The organism is Pseudomonas sp. SORGH_AS_0199, from assembly GCF_031453735.1.
In the GTDB taxonomy this organism is placed as follows: domain Bacteria; phylum Pseudomonadota; class Gammaproteobacteria; order Pseudomonadales; family Pseudomonadaceae; genus Chryseomonas; species Chryseomonas aestiva.
The window spans coordinates 4,725,551-4,749,080 of record NZ_JAVJAE010000001.1; the positions used below are offsets into that span (position 1 = coordinate 4,725,551).

Here is a 23,530-nt window from a genome sequence, read left to right on the forward strand (position 1 = left end):
CTCACCCCAGCCCTCTCCCGGAGGGAAGGGGGGGGGGCGGTTCCGAGCGCAGGGTGGCGCCGCGCACGAATCACCGGTCACCCGTAGGTTGGCGCTGAGCGCAGCGAAGCCCAACGGTCGGACCACCCGCCCTCACCCCAACCCTCTCCCAGAGGGAGAGAGGGCGGTTTCGAGCGGTGGTGGCGCCACTCCGTAGCGTGGACAACGGCGCAGCCTTGTCCACGAATCCGCCGCCCACCCGTAGGTTGGCGCTGAGCGCGGCGAAGCCCAACGCGGGTACGACACCCCCACCCAATCCCTCTCCCGGAGGAAGAGGGGGAAAAGCCGAGGCACCTCCGCCCCTCACTCCACCGCTGGTCGCCCGAAAATTCGGGTTACCGCATCCAGGTGCGCGGCCATGGCCTGGCGGGCGGCGTCGGGGTCGTGGGCTTCCAGGGCGTCGAGGATGGCGAGGTGCTCCTGCTGAGAGCGGTCGGTCATGTCTTCCGGGGTGTAGCGGCGCTGCAGGAGCTGGAACATGCTGCCGTAGCGATGGCCGAGCAGGTGGCGCAGCAGCAGCGCATAGGCCGGATTGCCGCTGGCCTGGGCGATGCGGATATGGAACAGCCGGTCGCCGGGATGGGTGGTGGAGCCCAGGCGGTTGTCCTCGACGTTGCGACCATAAGCAGCGCGGATGCCGGCCAGTTCGCTGGCGCTGGCGTGCCGGGCGGCCAGGGCGGCGGCTTCCGGTTCCACCAGGCGGCGCGCCTGCAGCAGGGCGAAGGGCGGGATCTCGGCGTCCAGATCCAGCGCCAGGCTCAGCTCCGGATCCATCTCCGCCCATTGGCCACGCCCAGCCAGCTCCAGCACCGGGGTGTCCGGTGGCGGCGGGGCACTGGGGGCGCAGACCCGTACGCCGTCGCCGACGCGCACGTCCACCAGGCCGATCACCTCCAGGGCGATCAGCGCCTCGCGCACCGAGGCGCGACTCACCCCCAGTTGCTTGGCCAGTTCGCGCTCGGCGGGCAGGCAACTGCCCGGCGGGTATTCGCCGCCGTCGATAAGGGCGCGCAACTGGTCGGCGATCTGCCGGTAAAGCCGTGGTTTTTCAATCACCTGAAGGGGCATGGCGGTCTCGTCTCATGCAGCTCGCGCAGTCTGCCGCGAAAAAATCCTTGCCTGAGAGCCTAGCAGGGTCTAAACAATAGGACCAATGGCCTGACCATTGACCGCTGGCGGTCGGGCACCTCACAACAATAATCAGCCAAGAGGTCTCCACATGAGTCACGCAGGCAAACGCGTCCTGGTCACCGCCGCCGGCCAGGGGATCGGCCGGGCCACCGCCCTCGCCTTCCATCGCGCCGGTGCCGAGGTCATCGCCACCGACATCAATGCCGCCGCCCTGGACAGCCTCGAAGGGCTGCAGACCCGGGTGCTCGACGTCACCGACGCGGCCGCCGTGACCGCCCTGGTCGCCGAGCTGGGTAGCTTCGACGTGCTGTTCAACTGCGCCGGCTATGTCCACGCCGGCAGCATCCTCGATTGCGACGAAGAGGCCTGGCGCTTCTCCTTCGAACTCAATGCCACCGCCATGTACCGGATGATCCGCGCCGTGCTGCCCGGCATGCTGGCCCAGGGCGGCGGCTGCATCATCAACATGGCCTCGATCGCCTCCAGCCTCAAGGGCGTGGCCAATCGCTGCGCCTATGGCGCCAGCAAGGCGGCGGTGATCGGCCTGACCAAGTCGGTGGCCGCCGACTACGTCGGCCAGGGCATCCGCTGCAACGCCATCTGCCCCGGCACCGTGGATTCCCCCTCGCTGCACCAGCGCATCGCCGACCAGGCCGCCCGCGAAGGCCGCAGCGAAGCCGAGGTGCAGGCCGCCTTCGCCGCCCGCCAGCCGATAGGTCGCGTCGGTCGGCCGGAGGAGATCGCCGCCCTCGCCATGTATCTTGCCTCCGACGCCGCCGCCTTCGTCACCGGGACCGCCCAGGTGATCGATGGTGGCTGGAGCGTCTGACGCCGTTTTTCGTCCGCACCCTTTTCCCCTCATAGGAGCTCCGATGAAACTCTTGCGCTACGGCCCCCAGGGCCAGGAAAAACCCGGTCTGCTGGATGCCCAGGGCCGGCTTCGCGATCTCTCCGGCCAGGTGGCCGACCTCGCCGGCGAAGCGCTCGGCGCCGAGTCCCTGGCCCGCTTGCGCCAGCTGGACCCAAACAGTCTGCCGCTGGTGGACGGCACCCCGCGCCTGGGCCCCTGCGTGGGTCGGGTCGGCAAGTTCATCTGCATCGGTCTCAACTACGCCGACCACGCCGCCGAATCCGGCCTGGACGTACCCAAGGAACCGGTGGTGTTCAACAAGTGGACCAGCGCCATCTGCGGTCCCAACGACGCGGTGCAGATCCCCCGCGACTCGACCAAGACCGACTGGGAAGTGGAGCTGGGCGTGGTGATCGGCAAGGCCGGACGCTACATCGACGAGGCCAATGCCCTGGACCATGTGGCCGGCTATTGCGTGGTCAACGACGTCTCCGAGCGCGAGTGGCAACTCGAACGCGGCGGCACCTGGGACAAGGGCAAGGGCTTCGACACCTTCGGCCCGCTCGGCCCCTGGCTGGTCACCGCCGACGAGGTGGCCGATCCGCAAAATCTCGATCTCTGGCTGGAGGTGGACGGCCACCGCTACCAGAACGGCAACACCCGCACCATGATCTTCACGGTGGCCCAGATCATCGCCTACCTCAGCCGCTGCATGAGCCTGCAACCGGGTGACGTCATCTCCACCGGCACCCCGCCGGGCGTGGGCATGGGCGTCAAGCCGCAGTCGGTGTACCTCAAGCCCGGCCAGGAAATGCGCCTGGGCATCCAGGGCCTGGGCGAGCAGCACCAGCGCACCGTCGCCGCCGACTAGACCCGACAGCCCCATCCCTGCCTATCAGCCTCCCCGTGCCCGCTTTCATCGAGCGGGCACGGGGCCGGGCTCGCTCAGCCCGCGAAATCCCCTCGAGGACAGCGCCATGCCAACAACAATTACCGGCCTGCAGATCGAAGACATCCGCTTCCCCACCAGCCAGGCGCTGGATGGCTCCGATGCCATGAACCCCGATCCGGACTACTCCGCCGCCTACGTCATCCTGCAGACCGACCAGCCGGGGCTGGAAGGCCACGGTCTCACCTTCACCATCGGCCGCGGCAACGAGATCTGCTGCGCCGCCCTGCGCGCCCTGGAGCCGCGGGTGCGCGGCCTGACCCTGGAGTGGATCCAGGAAGATCCGGGCCGCTTCTGGCGCCATATCACCGGCGACAGCCAGTTGCGCTGGATCGGCCCGGACAAGGGCGCCATCCACCTGGCCACCGGCGCGGTGGTCAACGCCGCCTGGGACCTCTGGGCGCGCGCCGTGGGCAAGCCGGTCTGGCGCCTGGTAGCGGAGATGAGCCCCGAGGAGCTGGTGCGCTGCATCGACTTCCGCTATCTCACCGACTGCATCACTCCCGAAGAGGCCCTGGTCCTGCTGTGCCAGCGCGCCGAGGGCAAGGCCGAGCGACTGCAGCGCCTCGAAGCCGAGGGCTATCCCTGCTACACCACCTCGGCCGGCTGGCTCGGCTATCCCGACGACAAGCTGCGCCGCCTCTGCCAGGAGGCCATCGACGCCGGCTTCTCCCACATCAAGCTCAAGGTCGGTCGCGACCTCGCCGACGACATCCGCCGGGTGCGCATCGCCCGCGAGGTGATCGGCCCCGAGCGCCACCTGATGATCGACGCCAACCAGGTGTGGGAAGTCGGCGAGGCCATCGACTGGGTGCGCGAACTGGCGTTCGCCAAGCCCTGGTTCATCGAGGAGCCCACCAGCCCCGACGACGTGGAAGGCCATCGCGCCATCCGCGAGGCGGTGGCGCCGGTCAAGGTGGCCACCGGCGAGATGTGCCAGAACCGCATCCTCTTCAAGCAATTCATCATGCGCGGCGGCCTGGACGTGGTGCAGCTCGACGCCTGCCGCCTGGGCGGCCTCAACGAGGTGCTGGCGGTGCAGCTGATGGCCGCCAAGTACGACCTGCCGGTCTGCCCCCATGCCGGCGGCGTGGGCCTCTGCGAATACGTGCAGCACCTGGCGATGATCGACTACCTCTGCGTCGCCGGCACCCATGAGGGCCGGGTGGTGGAATACGTCGATCACCTCCACGAACACTTCGAGGACCCCTGCCGGGTGCGCGGCGCCGCCTACCTGGCACCCCAGGCGCCGGGGTTCTCCATCGCCATCAAGGCCGCCTCCCGCGCGCGCTACCGCCATGCCGGAGGACAGCCGTCATGAGCCCGCGCCTGGATGCCCACCAGCACTTCTGGCGTTATCGGCCGGCCGAATTCGCCTGGATCGACGGGCGCATGGCCGGGCTGCAAAGGGACCACCTGCCCGCCGATCTGCAACCGCACCTGCAGCGGGCCGGTTTCGACGGCTGCGTCGCCGTCCAGGCGCGCACCCTGGAAGAAGAGACGGACTTTCTCCTCGACCTCGCCGCCCGGACGCCCTGGGTGCAGGCGGTGGTCGGCTGGACCGATCTGCGCGCCGCCGACCTGGTGGCGCGCCTGGAACGCCGCCAGGGCAGTCGTCACCTGCGCGGCTTTCGCCATCCGGTGCAGGACGAGGCCGACCCCGGTGCCTGGCTGGCCGATGCCGCCGCCAACCAGGGCGTCGCCACCCTGCAGCGGCACGGCTATCTCTATGAACTGCTGATCCACGCCGAGACCCTGCCCGCCGCCACGGCATTCGCCGCGCGCCACGACCACGGCGTGCTGGTGCTGGACCACCTGGGCAAGCCGCCGGGCCGAGTGGCGCCTGCGGAATACGCCCGGTTGCTGGCGCCCCTGGCGCGGCTGCCCCATGTGCATTGCAAGCTGTCCGGGCTGGTCACCGAGGCCGACTGGCACGGCTGGCAGGCGGAGCAGTTGCTGCCCTACGCCCGCATCGCGCTGGAGGCCTTCGGGCCGGAGCGGCTGCTGTTCGGCTCCGACTGGCCGGTCTGCACCCTGGCCGCCAGTTACGCCGAGGTGGTCGACCTGGCCGAACAGGCGCTGCTGGATCTCACGCCCAGTGAGCGCGAAGCGGTCTTTGGCGGCAACGCGGCCCGCCTCTATGGCCTCGGCACCCAGCCACGGGAGAAGGTGGCATGAATCTGCAGCTGACCGACAAGGTGCTCCTGGTCAGCGGCGGTGGCTCCGGCATCGGCGCCGCCATCTCCCTGGCCCTGGCCGCCGAAGGCGCCATCCCGGTGATCCTCGCCCGCGAGCCGCTGGCGGCCGACTTCGCCGCGCAACTGGCCGAACGGCAGCCCAGGGCGCGGGCCTTCACCGTGGAGCTGTGCGACGAAGCCGCCTGCGAGCGGACCGTGGCCGCCGTGCAGGATGCCTATGGGCGCATCGATGGCTTGGTCAACAACGCCGGGGTCAACGATGGCGTGAGTCTCAGCGCCGGTCGCGCCGCCTTCGTCGCCTCCCTGGAACGCAATCTGGTGCACTATTACCACCTGGCGCACCTCTGCCTGCCGGCGCTGCGCGCCAGCACCGGCGCCATCGTCAACATCGCCTCCAAGACCGCCCTCTCCGGCCAGGGCGACACCAGCGGCTACACCGCGGCCAAGGGCGGCGTGCTGGCCCTGACCCGGGAGTGGGCGGCCTCGCTGCTGAACGACGGCATCCGCGTCAACGCGGTGATCCCCGCCGAGGTGATGACGCCGCTCTACGAACGCTGGCTGCAGGGCTTTCCCGACCCGGCCGCCAAGCTTGCCGCCATCACCGCGCGCATTCCCCTCGGTCGCCGCATGACCATACCGGAGGAGATCGCCGACACTGTTGCCTTTCTGCTGTCGCCACGCTCCAGCCATACCACCGGCCAGTGGCTGAGCGTCGACGGCGGCTACCTGCATCTGGATCGGGCCTTGACGTGAAGACGTGGCCGTAGGTGGGCGCTGAGCGCAGCGAAGCCCAACAAGGGGGCAGGCGCCCTCACCCCAACCCTCTCCCAGAGGGAGAGGGGGCGGTTCAGTGGATCGTGTTCAGGTTCGGCGTTAGCCGGGATCATCGGCGCGTGAAAAAGCCGCGCGCTCGACGTAGGTTGGCGCTGAGCGCAGCGAAGCCCAAAAAGAGGACAGGCGCCCTCACCCAATCCTCTCCCAGAGGGAGAGGGGGCGGTTCGGTGGATCGTGTTCAGGTTCAGCGCTAGCCGGGATCATCGGCGCGTGAAAACGTTGCGCGCGCTCGACGTAGGTTGGCGCTGAGCACAGCGAAGCCCAACAAGGGGGCAGGCACCCTCACCCCAATCCTCTCCCAGAGGGAGAGGGGGCGGTTCAGTGGATCGTGTTCAGGTTCGGCGTTAGCCGGGATCATCGGCGCGTGAAAAAGCCGCGCGCTCGACGTAGGTTGGCGCTGAGCACAGCGAAGCCCAACGAAGAGGACCGCAGCGAGGCACCTGTAGCGTGGACAACGGCGCAGCCTTGTCCACCCGCCGGGCACCCAACTCGCTAGCGCTTCGGACTCAAGGGACTGTCGTCCTGGTCTTCGCGCTCTTCGGTGGTGGTGGTGTTCGCCGAATCCGGCACGTCGCCGTATTCGTCGTAGTCGTGGGGGGTCTGCTGGTCGTCCACGGGTTCGGGATTCATGAGGTACTCCAATAAAAGAAGTGCCCTCGGTTGAGTCCGCCAGCCCTGGTGACGTTCCCGCTAGACCAGCGCCACCAGACGTTCGGCGACCCGGTCGAAGGGTTCGATGCTGCGCTGGGCGCGGCACAGCGGGATCACTCCCTGCACCGCCGCCACCAGCAGCGTGGCCAGCCCCGTGGCCGCTTGCTCTGTATGGCCGTGCTCGACCAGCGCCACCTGCAAACGCGCCTCCCAGCGGCGATAGATGCCCGCCGCCGTGTCCAGCTCGCGCTGGGCGATCTCGTCCACCGGTTCTTCCACCGCCACCGCCATCACCGGGCAGCCGACGCGAAAATCCGAGTCCAGCAGGATGTCGCGCCAGAGCCGTAAAAAGCCCTGGATCCCCGCCAGCGCCCCGGCCTGCAGCTGCCGCTCCAGATCGCGACTTACCTGGGCGCCGGCCAGCTCCACCGCTTCCACCACCAGCTGGTGCTTGCCGCCGGGAAAGTGATGATAGGTGGACCCCAGCGGCGCCTCGGCGCGCTTGATGGTCTCGCGGATGCTGGTGGCATTGAGGCCGTGCTGCGCCAGCATGGCCGACGCCGCCACCACCACCCGCTCCCGTACCGTCGACTGCTCGGTCATCCATTCTCCTTGCTATGACAGTCGTCATAATCTACCGTCCAGCCATTATAACAACTGTCATAGGGACCACCCCATGCCCAGCGACGCCCTCGTCGAGGATTTGATCACCGCGGACGGTTATCGCCTCAGCACCAGTCGCTATCCCGCCCTGGGGCCGCTGCAGGGACGGCTGATCGTCGCCGGCGCCACCGCCGTGCCCCAGGGCTTCTACCGGCGTTTCGCCCAGCACGCCGCGACCCGCGGATTCGAGACCCTGACCCTGGACTATCGCGGTGTCGGTCGCTCGGCGCCGGCCTCGCTCAAGGGCTTTCGCATGGACCTGCTGGACTGGGCACGTCAGGACCTCGCCGCCGCCGTGGACGCCATGGCCCAGGGCGACGTCCCCCTCTACCTGGTCGGTCACTCTTATGGCGGCCATGCCTTCGGCCTCCTGCCCAACCACGCCAAGGTCGCCGGCTTCTATGTCTTCGGCACCAGCGCCGGCTGGTACGGCTACATGCCGCCACTGGAAAGACTCAAGGTGCTGGCCATGTGGAAACTGGTGCTGCCGGTGCTGACCTGGTGGAAGGGCTATTGCCCCTGGAGCGCCCTGGGCCTGGGCGAAGACCTGCCGCGCGACGTCTATCGCCAGTGGCGCCACTGGTGCAGCTATCCCCACTACTTCTTCGACGACCCGGCCATGCGGGGCATCGAAGCCGGCTACGCGGCGGTGCGCACCCCCATCGTCGCGGTCAACGCCCTGGACGATCTCTGGGCCACGCCGCGCTCGCGCGACGCCTTCATGCAGGCCTATCGCAACGTCGACCTGCAGCGCGAAGACCTTGACCCCCGCCAGCACGGCGGCGCCATCGGCCACATGGGATATTTCCGCGCCAGCGCCGAGCCACTCTGGGATCGCGCCCTGGACTGGTTCGCCGCCCTGCCCCGGGCACCGGGCGTGAACTGAGCCCCGAACAGGCCGCCCCAGGGCGTGCCTGTCGCTTTTCCAAAAGCTCTCCGTCGTTTCCGGACAGTCATCCCGCTGCCCCAGGTCCCATTGTGGCGGCACGAATAACAAGGAGAAACACCCGTGCTGATCGGCATCCCGATGGAAACCGGTGCGGGGGAAACGCGCGTGGCCGCGACCCCCGAAACCCTCAAGAAACTGATCGGCCAGGGCCACCAGGTGGTGGTGCAACGGGGTGCTGGCGAGCGCGCCAGCGTGCCCGACGCGGCCTATGCCGCCAGCGGTGCCCAGCTCGGCGATGCCGCCGCGGCGCTGGGCGCCGACCTGGTGCTCAAGGTGGCGGCGCCCGATGCCGCCGAGCTGGCGCTGATGAAGCCCGGCGCCGTGCTGATCGGCATGCTCAACCCCTTCGCCCAGGAGACCCTGGACCAGCTCAACGCCCGCGGCCTCACCGCCTTCGCCCTGGAAGCGGCGCCGCGCACCTCCCGCGCCCAGAGCCTGGACGTGCTCTCCTCCCAGGCCAACATCGCCGGCTACAAGGCGGTGATGCTGGCCGCCGACCACTATCCGCGCTTCATGCCCATGCTGATGACCGCCGCCGGCACGGTGAAGGCCGCGCGGGTGCTGATCCTCGGCGCCGGGGTGGCCGGGCTGCAGGCCATCGCCACCGCCAAGCGCCTCGGCGCGGTGATCGAGGCCTCGGACGTGCGTCCGGCGGTCAAGGAGCAGATCGAATCCCTCGGCGCCAAGTTCGTCGACGTACCCTTCGAGACCGAGGAAGAGCGCCAGTGCGCCGAAGGCGTCGGCGGCTACGCGCGGCCCATGCCGGCCACCTGGATGGAGCGCCAGGCCAAGGCGGTGCACGAGCGCGCCAGGCAGGCCGACATCGTCATCACCACCGCGCTGATCCCCGGTCGCCGCGCCCCCACCCTGCTGCACGAAGCCACCGTGGCCGAGATGAAGCCCGGCTCCGTGGTCATCGACCTCGCCGCCAGCCAGGGCGGCAACTGCCCGCTGACCGAGCTGGACCGGGTGGTGGTCAAGCACGGCGTCACCCTGGTGGGCTACGGCAACCTGGCCGCCCGGGTACCGGCGGACGCCTCGGCGCTCTATGCCCGCAACCTGCTGGACTTCCTCAAGCTGGTGCTCAAGGACGGGGCCTTCCACCTCGACCTGGAGGACGACATCGTCGCCGCCTGCCTGATGTGCCACGGCGGCGAATTGCGCCGCAAGAACGCCTGAGCCCCAGCCCGGCCCCTCTGCCTTTAAAGGACTGCCCCCATGGACCTGATTTCCGACGGCCTCTACAACCTGATCATCTTCGTGCTTGCCATCTATGTCGGCTACCACGTGGTCTGGAACGTCACCCCCGCGCTGCACACCCCGCTGATGGCGGTGACCAACGCCATCTCCGCCATCGTCATCGTCGGCGCCATGCTCGCCGCGGCCCTCACCGTCATCCCGCTGGGCAAGACCATGGGCACCCTGGCCGTGGCCCTGGCGGCGGTCAACGTCTTCGGCGGCTTCCTGGTCACCCGCCGCATGCTGGAGATGTTCAAGAAGAAGGCCCCCAAGGCCCCGGCGGAGCAGCGCTGACATGAGCATGAACCTCATCACCCTGCTCTACCTCGTCGCCTCGGTGTGCTTCATCCAGGCGCTCAAGGGCCTTTCCCACCCCACCACCTCGCGCCGCGGCAACGCCTTCGGCATGGCCGGCATGACCCTCGCCGTGCTCACCACCCTGGCGCTGATCCACAAGCTCGGCAGCGAGCTGGCAGTACAGGGCATCGGCTACGTCATCGTCGGCCTGCTGGTGGGCGGCAGCGCCGGCGCCTACATGGCCAAGCGCGTGGAAATGACCAAGATGCCCGAGCTGGTCGCCTTCATGCACAGCATGATCGGCCTGGCCGCGGTGTTCATCGCCATCGCCGCGGTGGTCGAGCCGCAGTCCCTGGGCATCGTCGCCACCTTCGGCCAAGCGATCCCCAGCGGCAACCGCCTGGAGCTGTTCCTCGGCGCGGCCATCGGCGCCATCACCTTCTCCGGTTCGGTGATCGCCTTCGGCAAGCTCTCCGGCAAATACAAGTTCCGCCTGTTCCAGGGCGCCCCGGTGCGCTTCGCCGGCCAGCACCCGCTCAACCTGGTGATCGGCCTGGCCATCCTTGCCCTGGGCCTGGTCTTCACCTTCAGCGGCAACCTTGGCGCCTTCGCCGTGCTGGTGGCCCTGGCCTTCATCATCGGCGTGCTGATCATCATCCCCATCGGCGGCGCCGACATGCCGGTGGTGGTCTCCATGCTCAACAGCTACTCCGGCTGGGCCGCCGCCGGCATCGGCTTCTCGCTCAACAACTCCATGCTGATCATCGCCGGCTCGCTGGTGGGATCGAGCGGCGCCATCCTCTCCTACATCATGTGCAAGGCGATGAACCGCTCCTTCTTCAACGTCATCCTCGGCGGCTTCGGCGGCGCGACGGAAGCCGCGGCCAGCAATGGCAGCGGCGAGCAGCGCCCGGTCAAAGCCGGCTCGGCGGACGACGCCGCCTTCCTGCTCGGCAACGCCGACAGCGTCATCATCGTCCCCGGCTACGGCCTGGCCGTCGCCCGCGCCCAGCACGCGCTCAAGGAGCTGACCGAAAAGCTGGTCCATAACGGCGTGACGGTGAAATACGCCATCCACCCGGTGGCCGGCCGCATGCCCGGCCATATGAACGTGCTCTTGGCCGAGGCCGAGGTGCCCTACGACCAAGTGTTCGAGATGGACGACATCAACTCCGAATTCGGCCAGGCCGACGTGGTGCTGGTGCTCGGCGCCAACGACGTGGTCAACCCGGCCGCCAAGAACGACCCCACCTCCCCCATCGCCGGCATGCCCATCCTCGAAGCCTTCAAGGCCAAGACGATCATCGTCAACAAGAGATCCATGGCCAGCGGCTACGCGGGTCTGGACAACGAACTCTTCTACCTGGACAAGACCCTGATGGTCTTTGGCGATGCCAAGAAGGTCATCGAGGAGATGGTCAAGGCGGTGGATTAAGCCGTGGCTCCTCGCGACCGCCTGAGTGGTCGCGAGGAGCTGTTCGTTGGCACCCCATAAGACATACGTTTCTCTCTCGAAGTCTTTAGGCTTACGCACTCAACGCAAGGCTATTCAAGCAAGGATCAGCATCGCTCCTTCGACCGATTGCGCCTTCAGCCTTACTAATCAGATTATTTCTCAGCGCCTCACCTATCCCCTACCCCCCAATCGAACGCTCACGCTCCGGGCTCTCCCAGCCCTCACAAGGACCGTCCCCATGCCAACCTCCCGCTCCCTCCTGGTCGCGTTGCTGCTAGCCAACACCGGTGCCGCCTGGGCCGCGTCCAATACGGCCAACGTCCAGCAGAACGGCGGCTTCAACGTGGTGAACCTGAACCAGGGCAGCGAGCTGTCGGCGCGCAACCAGGCGGATATCCAGCAGCGCGGCAGTTTTCTCAATGCCCAGGTCACCCAGCAGAACGATGCCGATGACCGCGTGCGGGTGCTGCAGACCAATGGCAAGAGCGCTGTCGAGATCAACCAGGCGTGGGGCTCGCAGCGCCTGGTGGATATCGAGCAGCGCGATGGCGGCTATGACCGGGTGCAGGTCGATCAGGGGCCGGGCAGTGGTAACGAGACGGTGGTGCGGCAGAGTGGTTTGCGGCAGGACACCTCTGTCCATCAGGACGGCGGCTATCACCGGATCGATATCGAGCAGGACAGCTACGCCGCAGGCCAGAACACCCTGACGGTGCGGCAGGATGGCCTCGACGGCAAGCTCGACCTGGCGCAGCATGGTGACCGCCAGGACCTGCAGGTGACCAGTTTCGGCCTGCGCAACGGGGTCTGGGTGAGCCAGAACGGCGAGGACTCCAAAACGCTCATCGAGCAGCGCGGCAATGACAACTATGTCGGCCTCAAGCAGGCCGGCGAGCGGGTGGATTCCAAGGTGGTGCAGGAAGGCAACGGCAACGATGCCCGGGTCCGGCACTCCAGCGGCTACTCGCGCCCCAGCAGCGTCGACATCGCCCAGCGCGGCGATCTCAACCGCGCCGATGTCAATGTCTATGGCGTGGGCAGCACCCTGACCCTGGCGCAGACCGGTAACGGCAATGGCGCCTCTGCCACCGTCTCGGGCGAGGGCAATCAGCTGGACCTCGCGTCCACTGGCGACGGCAATGGCATCAATGCCTATTACCTCGGCAACGACGGCCAACTGAAGGTGGATCAGCAGGGCAACGGCCTTGGGGTAACGGCCTACGTCACCGGCGACGCCTCCCGCATCACCGCCAGCCAGAGCGGCTTCCAGCACACCGCCGACCTGACCCAGAACACCGCCGGCAATGCCATCAACATCTCCCAGAGCGGCTTTTCCAACCACGCCGTCATCAGCCAGTAGTTAGGGATCAGCGGGGCCAGCCCCCGCGCGCTCCGGCGGCGGCTGAGGTTGCTGCCGCCCCGCTCGCTCAATCTTTGCCCCAGGCGGCCGCTACCCTTGAGATGTACCTTTCAAGGAGTCCGCGATGTCCAGCACGCTGTCGGTGAATGGCATTGGCCACGGCATCTTGCGCGCGCCCACGCTCAGGCTGGGTGGCGCGACTGCCAAGCCCACCGCCGAGGACGAGGCGGCCAAGGTGGAGCAAGCCAAGAAGTCCAAGGGCATCGGCAAGCCCAATCCGCTGAACCAGATCAAGGACCAGGCCGAAGCCGACGCCGCCCCTGCCAGCGAGAAAGGCAGCACCGGCAACAAGACCCTGGATAGCCTGCAGAAAGCCATCGACATGGCCAAGCGGCAACTGGAGCTGGCGCAGAAGCAGTTGCGCGCGGTGGAGGCCCGGAGCAAGGGCGAAGGCAAGGCTGACGAGGCCAGCCAGGCCGCGCGCGAGGCCGCCCAGGCCAATGTCGCTGCCGCCAGCGAGGCCCTGACGACCGCCTATGCTGCCTACACCGAAGCCCTGAAGAAGGCCGGCGAAACCACCAGCGGGGTCAGCGCCCGGGCGTGATGCTGGCCCCCTGACCGAACCGCCTGGGCTACCCTCGGAGGCTAGTCACGATCTGGAGGGCGCACTCGCATGGCAGCCAAACTCAAGGACAAGACCGCGCTGGTCACTGGCGCGGCCCAGGGCATAGGCGCCGCCATCGCCCGGGCCTTCGCGGCGGAAGGCGCCTTCGTCTATATCACCGACCTCAACGCTGACCTTGGCCGCGCCGTCGCCGCCGAGCTGGGGGACGGTGCCTGCTACTTGCCCCTGGACGTGCGCCTGGAAGCCGACTGGCAGCAGATCACGCGGCAGATCCTCGATGAGCGCGGCCGGCTGGATGTGCTGGTGAACAACGCGGGGATCACCGGCTTCGAACAGGGCATGGTGGCCCACGACCCGGAACACGCCAGTCTCGAAGACTGGCATGCGGTGCATCGCACCAATCTCGATGGCGTCTTTCTCGGCTGCAAATACGGCATCCGTGCCATGCGGCAGGCAGGCGCCGGGTCCATCATCAATATTTCGTCGCGCTCCGGGCTGGTAGGCATCCCCGGCGCGGCGGCCTATGCCTCGTCCAAGGCGGCCGTGCGCAATCACAGCAAGACGGTAGCGCTCTATTGCGCGGAGCAGGGCCTGGCTATCCGCTGCAATTCCGTCCATCCCGCCGCCATCCTCACGCCCATGTGGGAGCCCATGCTGGGCGATGGCCCGGACCGCGCGGCGCGCATGGCGGCGCTGGTGCGAGACACGCCGCTGCGGCGCTTTGGCCGCCCCGAGGAGGTGGCGGCCGTCGCGCTGCTGCTGGCGTCGGACGAAGCCGCCTACATGACCGGCAGCGAGCTGAATCTGGACGGCGGCCTGCTGGCCGGTTCGGCGGTGACGCCCGCGACGGCGGAAGCGCCCTCGCCCACTATTCCCTGACCTTGACGCTCAGCCGCCACTGGGCGCCAGGCTGTCCGGCCAGGTCCTCGCGGCGGCGGCCAGAGGTCCGTACTGGCGATGTCGATATCCATCGCCAGCAGTCCGCCGTGGCCATCCGTGAGCAGCCACCTGCGGCAGGCCCTAGGCCGGCTGCCAGGTAGAAGGATCGCGCAGGTCGCTAGCTATCCGGATAGATGTCTGCCGCGGTGATGTCCGGGAGGCTGCCGCCGGCGCGCAATTCGTTGATGGCGTCGCGGATCACCTCGTAGAGCAGCGCCGTGTTGCGCACCAGGGCTTGGTTGAGGGTACGCGACACCCGCGCCGGCCGGGCGGGGTCGATGAGGGTGATCAGCAGGTTGTCACCCTGGGATTGGATTTCGTGCTTGATGGGAGGGTCCAGCGCCGCCAGTTGACTACGAAGAGCTTGCATAGAGCCAAGGGTTCTCCAGGTGGTATTGCTCTTTACGACTCGACCGCTGGCGCCCGTGTTCCAGCGCTTCGCTCGCCAACGTCGGTCAGGGCTGACGGGAGCCCTTACCCGCCCCGCCCTGCACAGCGCCGTTTCACAACGGGCGCGCACCTGACCCTCAGCGCACCGACTCAGCGGCGGAGACGAGAGAGTGCCTGGCTGCGGCGGGACGACTGCCGCGGTGGCCGAGCGACTGAGTTGTCAGCGGCGCCGTTAGGACTTATACCTTTCGATTCATCATTATTTTAATAAGAAACGGAAAGGCCTCAATGAACAGCATTCGCACCGTGCGACGCGCCACGGCCACCCTGTACTCGGCCATGACCTTCCTGCTGCTGCTGACCACCCTGGGCGTCAAGGCGGACGAGCCACCCAAGCCGGTCGAAGGCGACTTCGTGGTGCCGCGCTTCACCTTCCATACCGGTCAAACCCTCGACGACTTCCGCCTGCACTACCTGACGCTGGGCAAGCGCGGCAATCCCGTGGTCCTGGTGCTGCACGGCACCGGCCAGCAGGCGGCGGCGATGCTGAGCAAGGATGTCGGCGGTCAGTTGTTCGGTCCGGGCCAGCCGCTGGATGCGAGCAAGTTCTTTATCGTGATTCCGGATGCGATCGGCACCGGTAGCTCGACCAAGCCGTCGGATGGCCTGCGCGCCGCCTTTCCCCATTACAACTATGCCGACATGGTGCAGGCGCACTACCTGCTGCTGACCCAGGGGCTGGGGATAGAGCACCTGCGGCTGATCATCGGCAATTCGATGGGGGGCATGCAGACCTGGCTGTGGGGCGGCCTGCACCCCGGCTTCGCCGATGGCCTGGTGCCCATGGCGGCGCAGCCGACGGAGATGGCCGGCCGCAACTGGATCATGAGGCGCATGCTGGTGGAGTCCATCAGGCAGGACCCGGCCTGGAACCAGGGCAATTACCAGTCCCAGCCGCCGTCCCTGCGCCTGGCCAAGACGATGTTCGAATTCGCCACCAGTGGCGGCACCCTGAACTACCAGGAGATCGCCGGCACCCATGCCCAGGCGGATGCGCTGGTCGACAAGCGCCTGGCGGCCTCGGTGGCCGTCGACGCCAATGACTTCATCTACCAGTGGGAGTCCTCGGCCGACTACAACGCCGAGCCGGGGCTGGCTAAGATCAAGGTGCCGGTGCTGGCCATCAACGCCGCGGATGACGAGCGCAATCCACCGGAAACCGGCCTCATGCAGGCAGCGCTCAAGCAGGTGCCGAGTGCCCGCTATCTGCTGATTCCGGGCAGCGCCGACACGCGCGGGCACGGTACCACCGGGCTGCCCAGGCTCTATGCGGCGGAGCTGGCGCAATTCGTCGCTAAGCTGCCCAGCGTCCCTGCCGGGCGCTAGGGCCCTGGCCTAGAGCGGAGTCGTTTCTTCCTGGTAGATCCGCAGCCCGCGCGCCTGGTAGTTGGCCAGGGCGGCCGGGTGATCCAGGGTGCAGGTGTGTACCCAGACGCGCTCGGTGCCCACCCAGTCCCAGGCGCAGCGGAGGGCGTGGCTGAGCAGCGGACCGCCGAAGCCGAGCCCCATGAAGGCGCCGGCCAGGCCGAAGTAGCGGATCTCCACGTTGCGGCCATCCGGGCGGTACAGCTCGTAGTAACCGGCGATGGCACCGCGGTGATAGGCGACCCAGGTGCGGTGCCCCTCCTGCTCCACCAGTTCGCGCCACTGCGCCTCGCTCCAGCTGTCGAGATCGCTCCAGTCCCAGGCCTGGCCGACCAGGGCATAGAGAAAGCGGTTGAGTTCGGGTTGCGGCACCTCGCACTCGACGATCTGCAGGTCGGGCCGTGGCGCCTTCTCGCGCAACTCGGCCGAAGACGTCATTTCAAGGTAGAAGGTGGTGCAGGTCCGGTCCATCGCCAAGACTCCCTGGAAAAGGTCAGCGCCGATTGTGACCAGACCCGGGGGTGCGCTGCCAGTCTGATTGCGACCCTTGGCAAGACTGTTCGAGCGCGGCAGCGCGACCTTGCCCTGGGGGTCCGAGGTGGTATTGGATGAGCCAACCGAGCTGCCCGCTCCCTTTCGAGGATCACTGCCATGCCCCTCTCGTCGCGCCTGACGCCCCTGTCCGACCAGAACACCACGCCCGAGCAGCAGCGGGTGCTGGACGCCATCCAGAGCGGCCCGCGGGGCAATCTCGACGGTCCTTTCCTGGCCTGGGTGCACAGCCCGGCGCTGGCCGATCACGCCCAGCGGCTGGGCGCCTTCTGCCGCTATGGCACCCGGCTGGACCTGCGCCTCACGGAGCTGGCGATCCTCACCACCGCGGCCTGGTGGCGCTCCCAGGCGGAATGGCAGATCCATGAACCCATCGCCCGCCAGGCGGGCCTGGCGGAGGCCGTGATCGAGGCGCTCAGGCTAGGCGCCGTGCCAGCCTTCGAAACGCCCGCGGAGACCTGTGTCCATGCCATAGGCGTCGCGCTCTATGACACCCGGCGGATTCCCGAGGATCTCTATCGCCAGGGGGTGGCGCTGTTTGGTGAAGCGGGAATGGTCGAACTGGTGGGCGTCTATGGCTACTACAGCCTGGTCGCCATGACCCTCAATGCCTTCGCGGTGGATCGGGGCGGCGATACGCCCCGCCCCTTCGCCGAGTGAGGCCGACGCGGCCCTAGGCGGCCGCCGCCGCAGCGCCGGCCCGACCGCGCCAGGCCAGGACCAGGGCCATCGCCAGGCCCAGGGCGGCCATGCCGGCGCCGGCCAGGGAGATCGCCGGATAGCCGAGACCGGCATCGATCACCGCGCCGCCTAGGGCCGCGCCGAGAGCATTGCCCAGGTTGAAGGCACCGATATTGACCGCCGAGGCCAGGTTGGGAGCGTCCTTGGCGGCTTCCATCACGCGCATCTGCAGCGGCGGCACCAGGGCGAAGCTGGCGATGCCCCAAACGAGGATGGCCACGGCGGCCGCCAGCGGCCAGCGCATCAGCACGCTGAAGGCCAGCAGCACCACGATGAGCACGCCCAGGGAGGCGATCAGGGTACGGTCGATGGATTTGTCCGCCGCCTTGCCACCCCAGAGATTGCCCAGAGTCAGGCCGACGCCGAACAGCACCAGCATGGCGGTGATGAAGGCGGTGGAGCCATGGGTCTCGCGGGCGAGGATGGGCGCGATATAGGTGAAGACGGTGAACATGGCGCCCGAGCCGACCACGGTCAGCCCGAGGGCGGCCAGTACCGGCGGACGACCCAGCACGCGGATCTCGGCCAGCACCCCGTCGCTGGGTGGCAGGGCCACGTTGGGCAGGGCGAACCAGAGCGCGGCCATGGTCAGCAGGCCGAGACCGGCGATGCCCCAGAAGGCCTGGCGCCAGCCGAGCAATTCGCCGAACCAGGTGGCCAGGGGCACGCCGCCGATGGTGGCCAGGGTCAGCCCCAGGAACATGGCGGCGACCGCCCCGGCGCGCTTGTCCGGGGCGACCACGCTGGCTGCCACCAGGGCGCCGACGCCAAAGAAGGCGCCATGGTTGAGCGAGGTCACCACCCGGGCGATCAGCAGGCTGGTGTAGTCGGTGGCCAGCGCGGACATCAGGTTGCCCAGGGTGAAGATGGCCATCAGGCCGATCAGCAGATGACGGCGCGGAATGCGGCCGGTGGTCAGGGTCATCAGCGGCGCGCCGATCAGCACGCCCAGGGCATAGGCGCTGATCAGGAGGCCCGCCGCCGGGATGGAGACGCCAAGATCGGCGGCGATGCCGGGCAACATGCCCATGGGCGCGAATTCGGTGACGCCGATGCCGAAGGCACCGGTGGCCAGGGCCAGCAGGGGTGGATTGATACGCATGGGAAGGACTCCTTATCTATGCCGTGAATGCTAAGCTCCTCGCTCAAACGCCGGTAGACGGCGGTTTTGGCATGCACCTTTGCCCTGGAGTCACAAGTGGATCTCAATGGTCGCTCGGGAGAGATGGCGGTGTTCGCCCAGGTGGTGGCGGCCGGCAGCCTGTCCGCCGCCGCCAGGGCCCTGCGCCTGACGCCTTCGGCGGTGAGTCGCTCCATCGCCCGCACCGAGCAGCGCCTCGGCACGCGGCTGCTGTTGCGCACCACCCGGGCCATCACCCTCACGGTGGAGGGGGCGGCCTATCTGCGCGCGGCGCGGCGCATCCTGGCGGACCTGGCCGAGGTGGAAGACGCCATCGCCGACCAGGGCGTGCCCAGAGGGCGACTGCGGGTCAGCGCCGCCCTCGGTCATGGCCGCATGACCCTGGTGCCGCTGGTGGCGGCCTTCAGCGCCCGCTATCCGGATATCGTCGTGGACCTGGCGCTGGGCGACGAGGTGGTGGATATCCTCGCCGGCCAGGCCGACGTGGCGATCCGCTTCGGCCAGTTGGCCGACAGCCCCCTCAGCGCCCGTCCCATCGGCGTCACCGGGCAGGTGGTGGTGGCCTCGCCCGCCTATCTCGCCCGCCACGGCACGCCCCAGGTGCCGGAAGACCTGCTCGACCACAATTGCCTGAGATTCAACTTCCGCCGCGCCCTGCCCGACTGGCCCTTCGTCCGTGACGGCCAGGCCTTCGCCCTGAAGATCAGCGGCAACATCGAATGCAACAGTGGCGAGGCCCTGGCCCTGCTCGCCCGCGAAGGCGCCGGCATCGCCCGCATCGGCGAATTCAGCGTGGCCGAGGACCTGCGCAGCGGCGCCTTGGTGCCGCTGCTGGAAGCCTGGAATCCGGGCGATCTGGAGCCCATCCACGCGGTGTTCGTCGGCGGCTCGACCATGCCGGCGCGGGTCCGGGTGTTCGTGGATTTCCTGGTGGAGCGGCTGGGCAGCTGACGCGCCCTTCGACCGGCGACGTCCCGGTGTGGGCAGGCGCTTTGCCGCCTGCGTCATTCGCCAAGCCGGTCCGCTTGTAATAGTCTGAGCAATCAACATGCTTAGGTCGGGGCCGTGGCGGCGACGCCCGCGGCAAGGCCGCTCGCTACCTGTCGCTTTCGCTGCCGACGGCGGTACGTCCAAGGCCCCGCTTTCCTTGTCCCGCAGGAGCCCTCTTGTCCAACCTTCCCTCGCAGCTGGCCTTTCTCGACGTCCCCGGTGAAATGGCCGCGCTGATGCGCCAGAAGGACTGGTCCCAGACGCCCTTCGGTCCCCTGGAAACCTGGTCTACCGCCCTGCGTTCGGCGGTCAGCATCTGCCTCGGCTCGCGCTTCCCCATCGTGCTCTACTGGGGCGAGACCCGCGCCCTGATCTACAACGATGCCTGGAGTCCGGTGCCGGGGCGCAAGCATCCCTGGGCGCTGGGGCGTGCCGGTTGGGAGGTGTGGGCGGAGATCTGGGACATCATCGGCCCCATGTTCGACCACGTGATGACGACTGGCGAGGCCACCTGGTCCGAGGACCAGCTGCTGCCGCTGAACAGATTCGGCTACGTGGAGGAGTGCTACTTCTACTACAGCTACAGCCCGGTACGCGGCGACACCGGCGAGGTGGAGGGTATCTTCACGGCGGTGACCGAAACCACGCACCGGGTGCTCACGGAACGCCGTGAGCGCCTGCTGCGCAATGTCTCCGAAGCCACTTCGGCGACGCGCGTCGCCGAAGACGCCTGCCGCGAAGGGGTGCGCTGCCTGCACGAGGTGCCGGAGGAGTCACCCTTCTGCCTGGCCTATCTGCGCGACGCCGCGACCGGCACCTTGCAGCGCGTGGCCCTGGCCGGCCTGGCGCCGGACGATGTGCTTGCCCCGCTGGAGGTCACCCAGGAGGCTGCCAGTCTGCCCTGGGCCTTCACCGCGGCGCGTAGCGCGCCGACCCTGGTGACCGGTCTCAACGAGCGCCATGGCGGCCGGCTCGCCGGGACCCCTTGGCCAGAGCCCCTGGAAGAGGCGCTGGTGGTGCCGATTCCGGGACCGCTGGGCGAGGAACCCTATGGCTATCTAGTCTCGGGCATCAGCCCGCGGCGGCGAGTGGATGCCGATTACCAGAGCCTGTTCGTGCGCGCTGCCGGGCACCTCAGCACCGCCATCGCCAATGCCCGGCGCTACGAGGAAGAACGCCGCCGTGCCGAGCAACTGGCCGAGCTGGATCGGGCCAAGACGGCCTTCTTTTCCAACGCCAGCCATGAATTCCGCACGCCGCTGACGCTGATGCTTGGCCCCCTGGAAGACATGCTGGCGCGGCCGGACCGGGCCGACGGCGAGCCTGCGGTGAGTCGCCAGGAGCTGGAACTCATCCAGCGCAACGGCCAGCGCCTGCTACGGCTGGTCAATTCGCTGCTGGATTTCTCACGCATGGAAGCGGGCCGGATGCGCGCGAGCTTCGCGCCCCTGGACCTGGCGGCCTATACCGCGGAGCTGGCCAGCAGCTTTCGTTCGGCCATGGCCCGCGCCGGACTGACCTTCACCCTCGACTGCGCCAGCCTGGACGAACCGGTGTGGGTGGATCGCGACCTCTGGGAAAAGATCGTCCTGAACCTGGTTTCCAACGCCTTCAAGTACACCCTGGCGGGCGAGGTGCGGGTCAGCCTGCGCCGCCAGGATGGCCATGCCGTGCTGGTGGTCGCCGACAGCGGCGTCGGCATCCCGCAGAGCGAACTGGGCAGGGTGTTCGACCGCTTCCACCGCATCGAGGGCCAGATCGGCCGTACCCATGAGGGCACCGGCATCGGCCTGGCGCTGGTCAAGGATCTCACCGAGCTGCACGGCGGCGAGGTGCGAGTCACCAGCCAGATCGGCGTGGGCACCACCTTCGAGGTGCGGCTGCCGTTCGGCCACGCCCATCTGCCCGAGGCCAACCGGGTCAGCGCGCCCCAGGTCTCCACCGCCACCCGCGCCGATACCTTTGTCGCCGAGGCCCTGCGCTGGCTGCCGGACGAGTCGCTCCCCAGCACCCCCGTGACGCGCGACGTACACGTCGGGGGTGGCCAGGGGCGCGGCGAGCGCATCGTCCTGGCCGACGACAACGCCGATATGCGCGGCTATGTCGAGCGGTTGCTCAAGGAGTCCGGCTACCAGGTGGAAGCCGTGGCCGATGGCCGCGCCGCGATCGAGGCGGTGCAGCGGCAACTGCCGGCGCTGGTGCTGTCCGACGTCATGATGCCGGTGCTGGACGGCTTCGGCGTGCTGCGCGCCCTGCGCAGCGACGAGAGCACCGGCCAGGTGCCCATCATCCTGCTGTCGGCGCGGGCCGGCGAAGAGGCCTCCATCGAAGGCATAGCAGCCGGCGCCGACGACTATCTGGTCAAACCCTTCAGCGCCCGCGAACTGATCGCCCGGGTGGAAGGCGCCATGCGCCTGGCGCGACTCAGGCGCGAGACCGCCGACACCCTGCGCCAGGCCAACGAGGTGCTGGAAATCCGCGTCCGCGAACGTACCCGCGAGCGAGACCAGCTCTGGGCCTACAGCCACGACCTCATCGGCATCGCCGACAGCCGGGGGATCTGGGTCAGCATCAACCCGGCCTGGACCCGCACCCTGGGCTGGGCGGTGGACGAGATCATCGGCAAGACCTCGGAGTGGCTGGAGCATCCCGAAGACCGGCAGCGCACCCGCCAGGAGATCGGCCAGCTGGCCGCCGGTGCCGCCACCTTCAACTTCGAGAATCGCTTTCGCACCCATGGCGGCAGCTACCGTACCCTGTCCTGGACCGCCGTGCCCGAGGGGGGGCTGCTCTATTGCGTGGCCCGAGACGTCACCGTCGAGCGCGAACGGGCGCTGGAGCTGGAACAGGCGCGGGACGCCCTGCGCCAGAGCCAGAAGATGGAAGCCATCGGCCAGCTCACCGGCGGCATCGCCCATGACTTCAACAACCTGCTCACGGCAATCACCGGCTCGCTGGAATTGCTACAGCGCCATTTGAACGGCGAACAGCCCCGCGCCGAGCGCTACATCGGCATCGCCATCGCCTCGGCGCAGCGGGCCGCCGCCCTCACCCAACGCCTGCTCAGCTTTGGTCGGCGCCAGGCCCTGGATCTGCAACCGGTGGACGTGAATCGTCTGGTCACCGGCATGGAGACCCTGATCCAGCGCACTCTCAACGAGAACATCCACCTGGAGCTGCAGCTCGATGCGGCCAACTGGCCGACCTGCAGCGATGCCAACCAGCTGGAAAACGCCCTGCTCAACCTCTGCATCAATGCCCGGGACGCCATGCCCCAGGGCGGCCAGCTGGTGATCACCACGTGCAACCTGCACGATCCCCGGTTGCTGATGCTGCCCGAGCGCCTGAGCGGCGACTATGTCGAGCTGGCGGTAGAGGATACCGGCAGCGGCATTCCCGCCGCCGTGCTGGAAAGGGTCTTCGAGCCCTTCTTCACCACCAAGCCGCAGGGCAAGGGCACGGGGCTAGGCCTGTCGATGGTCTATGGCTTCATCAAGCAGAGCGGCGGCTACATCGACATCCACAGTGAGGAAGGCCGGGGCACCCGGGTCAGCCTGCTGTTCCCGCGCCATCAGGGTGTGGCCAGCGAAACCGTGGGCCAGGAGCTGCCGCTGCACCCTGGTCGCGGCGAGCGGGTGCTGGTGGTGGAAGACGAACCCGGAGTGCGCCTGCTGATCGTCGAGGTGCTCAAGGACCTGGGCTATACCGCCCTGGAAGCCGAGGACGCGCCCACCGCCCTGGCCCTGCTGGAACGCGAACCGCAACTGGACCTGGTGGTCTCCGACGTGGGCCTGCCGGGGCTGAGCGGCCGCGAGCTGGTGGAAGAGATCCGTCGCCAGCGCCCCGGCATCGCCGTGCTGCTGGTGACCGGCTACGCCGAAGAGACCGTGGACGTGCAGCGCTTCCTTGGCCAGAGCATGCAGCTGCTGCAGAAGCCCTTCGCCATCGAGGTGCTCAGCGAGCGCATCCAGGACCTGTTGCAGGATCGTCGCGCGCAATCCTGACCAGGGTTTGCTCCCCTGGAGGGAAATCCTGGGACTGACGCCTGTCCTATCCAGCCAGGTCGGACCGATCGCCCTCTGTCGCCACAGGCGCGGGGGCGGTGCGACCT

Annotated in this window: 22 protein-coding genes; 16 read left to right on the plus strand and 6 right to left on the minus strand. The window is 68.2% G+C overall.

Annotated features, from left to right (window positions below; all coding sequences use genetic code 11):
* Nucleotides 1-342: 342 nt before the first annotated feature.
* Nucleotides 343-1,107 carry a FadR/GntR family transcriptional regulator gene (locus QE444_RS22140; RefSeq protein ID WP_273863033.1) on the minus strand — a complete coding sequence of 255 codons (765 nt, stop codon included), beginning with the start codon at nt 1,105-1,107 and terminating at the stop codon, nt 343-345.
* Between the two features lie 151 nt (nt 1,108-1,258).
* On the opposite strand from QE444_RS22140, the gene QE444_RS22145 reads away from it, so the two are divergent.
* The 5 genes from QE444_RS22145 (at nt 1,259) to QE444_RS22165 (ending at nt 5,920) form a co-directional block, all read left to right on the plus strand.
* The gene (locus QE444_RS22145) at nt 1,259-1,999 is read left to right on the plus strand and encodes an SDR family oxidoreductase (protein ID WP_285386525.1); all 741 of its coding nucleotides are present in this window, start codon (nt 1,259-1,261) and stop codon (nt 1,997-1,999) included.
* A gap of 43 nt (nt 2,000-2,042) precedes the next feature.
* Nucleotides 2,043-2,891 carry an ureidoglycolate lyase gene (locus QE444_RS22150; RefSeq protein ID WP_108582447.1) on the plus strand — a complete coding sequence of 283 codons (849 nt, stop codon included), beginning with the start codon at nt 2,043-2,045 and terminating at the stop codon, nt 2,889-2,891.
* A 106-nt stretch (nt 2,892-2,997) separates the two neighbouring features.
* Nucleotides 2,998-4,290, plus strand: a complete 1,293-nt coding sequence (locus tag QE444_RS22155) for an L-fuconate dehydratase (protein ID WP_285386526.1) — start codon at nt 2,998-3,000, stop codon at nt 4,288-4,290.
* Nucleotides 4,287-5,147, plus strand: coding sequence for an amidohydrolase (locus QE444_RS22160; RefSeq protein WP_133861381.1), 861 nt, complete (start codon nt 4,287-4,289; stop codon nt 5,145-5,147). The genes QE444_RS22155 and QE444_RS22160 overlap by 4 nt, the downstream gene beginning before the upstream one ends.
* Nucleotides 5,144-5,920: an SDR family oxidoreductase gene (locus QE444_RS22165; RefSeq protein ID WP_285386527.1), complete on the plus strand. Its 777-nt coding sequence runs from the start codon at nt 5,144-5,146 to the stop codon at nt 5,918-5,920. The genes QE444_RS22160 and QE444_RS22165 overlap by 4 nt, the downstream gene beginning before the upstream one ends.
* A gap of 573 nt (nt 5,921-6,493) precedes the next feature.
* On the opposite strand, the gene QE444_RS22170 is transcribed toward QE444_RS22165, so the two are convergent.
* Together QE444_RS22170 and QE444_RS22175 are read right to left on the minus strand one after the other, a co-directional pair.
* Entirely contained in the window at nt 6,494-6,631 is a 138-nt protein-coding gene (locus QE444_RS22170; protein ID WP_285389647.1) for a hypothetical protein, read from the minus strand.
* 60 nt (nt 6,632-6,691) lie between these two features.
* Complete coding sequence (locus QE444_RS22175) at nt 6,692-7,255, minus strand: TetR/AcrR family transcriptional regulator (protein ID WP_285389650.1); 564 nt, start codon at nt 7,253-7,255, stop codon at nt 6,692-6,694.
* Between the two features lie 73 nt (nt 7,256-7,328).
* Between QE444_RS22175 and QE444_RS22180 the strand changes: the two genes are divergently transcribed.
* The 7 genes from QE444_RS22180 to QE444_RS22210 all read left to right on the plus strand — a co-directional run bounded on the left by QE444_RS22180 (nt 7,329) and on the right by QE444_RS22210 (nt 14,120).
* Nucleotides 7,329-8,201, plus strand: a complete 873-nt coding sequence (locus tag QE444_RS22180) for an alpha/beta fold hydrolase (RefSeq protein WP_285389653.1) — start codon at nt 7,329-7,331, stop codon at nt 8,199-8,201.
* Between the two features lie 123 nt (nt 8,202-8,324).
* Nucleotides 8,325-9,443: a Re/Si-specific NAD(P)(+) transhydrogenase subunit alpha gene (locus QE444_RS22185; protein WP_285389656.1), complete on the plus strand. Its 1,119-nt coding sequence runs from the start codon at nt 8,325-8,327 to the stop codon at nt 9,441-9,443.
* Between the two features lie 39 nt (nt 9,444-9,482).
* Nucleotides 9,483-9,797, plus strand: a complete 315-nt coding sequence (locus QE444_RS22190; protein WP_309741723.1) for an NAD(P) transhydrogenase subunit alpha — start codon at nt 9,483-9,485, stop codon at nt 9,795-9,797.
* Between the two features lies 1 nt (nt 9,798).
* Complete coding sequence (locus QE444_RS22195; RefSeq protein WP_187980309.1) at nt 9,799-11,235, plus strand: NAD(P)(+) transhydrogenase (Re/Si-specific) subunit beta; 1,437 nt, start codon at nt 9,799-9,801, stop codon at nt 11,233-11,235.
* 259 nt (nt 11,236-11,494) lie between these two features.
* A complete protein-coding gene (locus QE444_RS22200; RefSeq protein WP_285389660.1) occupies nt 11,495-12,616 on the plus strand; it encodes a hypothetical protein in 1,122 nt (373 codons plus the stop codon).
* Nucleotides 12,617-12,740: 124 nt separating this feature from the next.
* Complete coding sequence (locus tag QE444_RS22205) at nt 12,741-13,220, plus strand: hypothetical protein (protein ID WP_187980311.1); 480 nt, start codon at nt 12,741-12,743, stop codon at nt 13,218-13,220.
* 69 nt (nt 13,221-13,289) lie between these two features.
* Nucleotides 13,290-14,120 carry a glucose 1-dehydrogenase gene (locus QE444_RS22210; protein WP_285389663.1) on the plus strand — a complete coding sequence of 277 codons (831 nt, stop codon included), beginning with the start codon at nt 13,290-13,292 and terminating at the stop codon, nt 14,118-14,120.
* Nucleotides 14,121-14,298: 178 nt separating this feature from the next.
* Here the strand turns inward: QE444_RS22210 and QE444_RS22215 are convergent, their stop codons facing one another.
* Nucleotides 14,299-14,550: a hypothetical protein gene (locus QE444_RS22215; protein ID WP_133861391.1), complete on the minus strand. Its 252-nt coding sequence runs from the start codon at nt 14,548-14,550 to the stop codon at nt 14,299-14,301.
* Between the two features lie 359 nt (nt 14,551-14,909).
* On the opposite strand from QE444_RS22215, the gene QE444_RS22220 reads away from it, so the two are divergent.
* The gene (locus QE444_RS22220) at nt 14,910-15,956 is read left to right on the plus strand and encodes an alpha/beta fold hydrolase (RefSeq protein WP_405046490.1); all 1,047 of its coding nucleotides are present in this window, start codon (nt 14,910-14,912) and stop codon (nt 15,954-15,956) included.
* 9 nt (nt 15,957-15,965) lie between these two features.
* Here QE444_RS22220 and QE444_RS22225 read toward each other — a convergent pair whose 3' ends face one another.
* Nucleotides 15,966-16,466 (minus strand): GNAT family N-acetyltransferase, encoded by a 501-nt coding sequence (locus QE444_RS22225; RefSeq protein WP_285389667.1) that lies wholly within the window; start codon nt 16,464-16,466, stop codon nt 15,966-15,968.
* A gap of 180 nt (nt 16,467-16,646) precedes the next feature.
* On the opposite strand from QE444_RS22225, the gene QE444_RS22230 reads away from it, so the two are divergent.
* Nucleotides 16,647-17,207, plus strand: coding sequence for a carboxymuconolactone decarboxylase family protein (locus QE444_RS22230; RefSeq protein WP_280308857.1), 561 nt, complete (start codon nt 16,647-16,649; stop codon nt 17,205-17,207).
* Between the two features lie 13 nt (nt 17,208-17,220).
* Here the strand turns inward: QE444_RS22230 and QE444_RS22235 are convergent, their stop codons facing one another.
* The gene (locus QE444_RS22235; protein WP_133861394.1) at nt 17,221-18,390 is read right to left on the minus strand and encodes an MFS transporter; all 1,170 of its coding nucleotides are present in this window, start codon (nt 18,388-18,390) and stop codon (nt 17,221-17,223) included.
* A gap of 96 nt (nt 18,391-18,486) precedes the next feature.
* Between QE444_RS22235 and QE444_RS22240 the strand changes: the two genes are divergently transcribed.
* On the plus strand, nt 18,487-19,380 hold the full coding sequence (locus QE444_RS22240; RefSeq protein ID WP_309741731.1) for a LysR family transcriptional regulator: 894 nt from the start codon (nt 18,487-18,489) through the stop codon (nt 19,378-19,380).
* A gap of 215 nt (nt 19,381-19,595) precedes the next feature.
* On the plus strand, nt 19,596-23,423 hold the full coding sequence (locus QE444_RS22245) for an ATP-binding protein (RefSeq protein WP_285389674.1): 3,828 nt from the start codon (nt 19,596-19,598) through the stop codon (nt 23,421-23,423).
* The last annotated feature ends 107 nt before the right edge of the window (nt 23,424-23,530 follow it).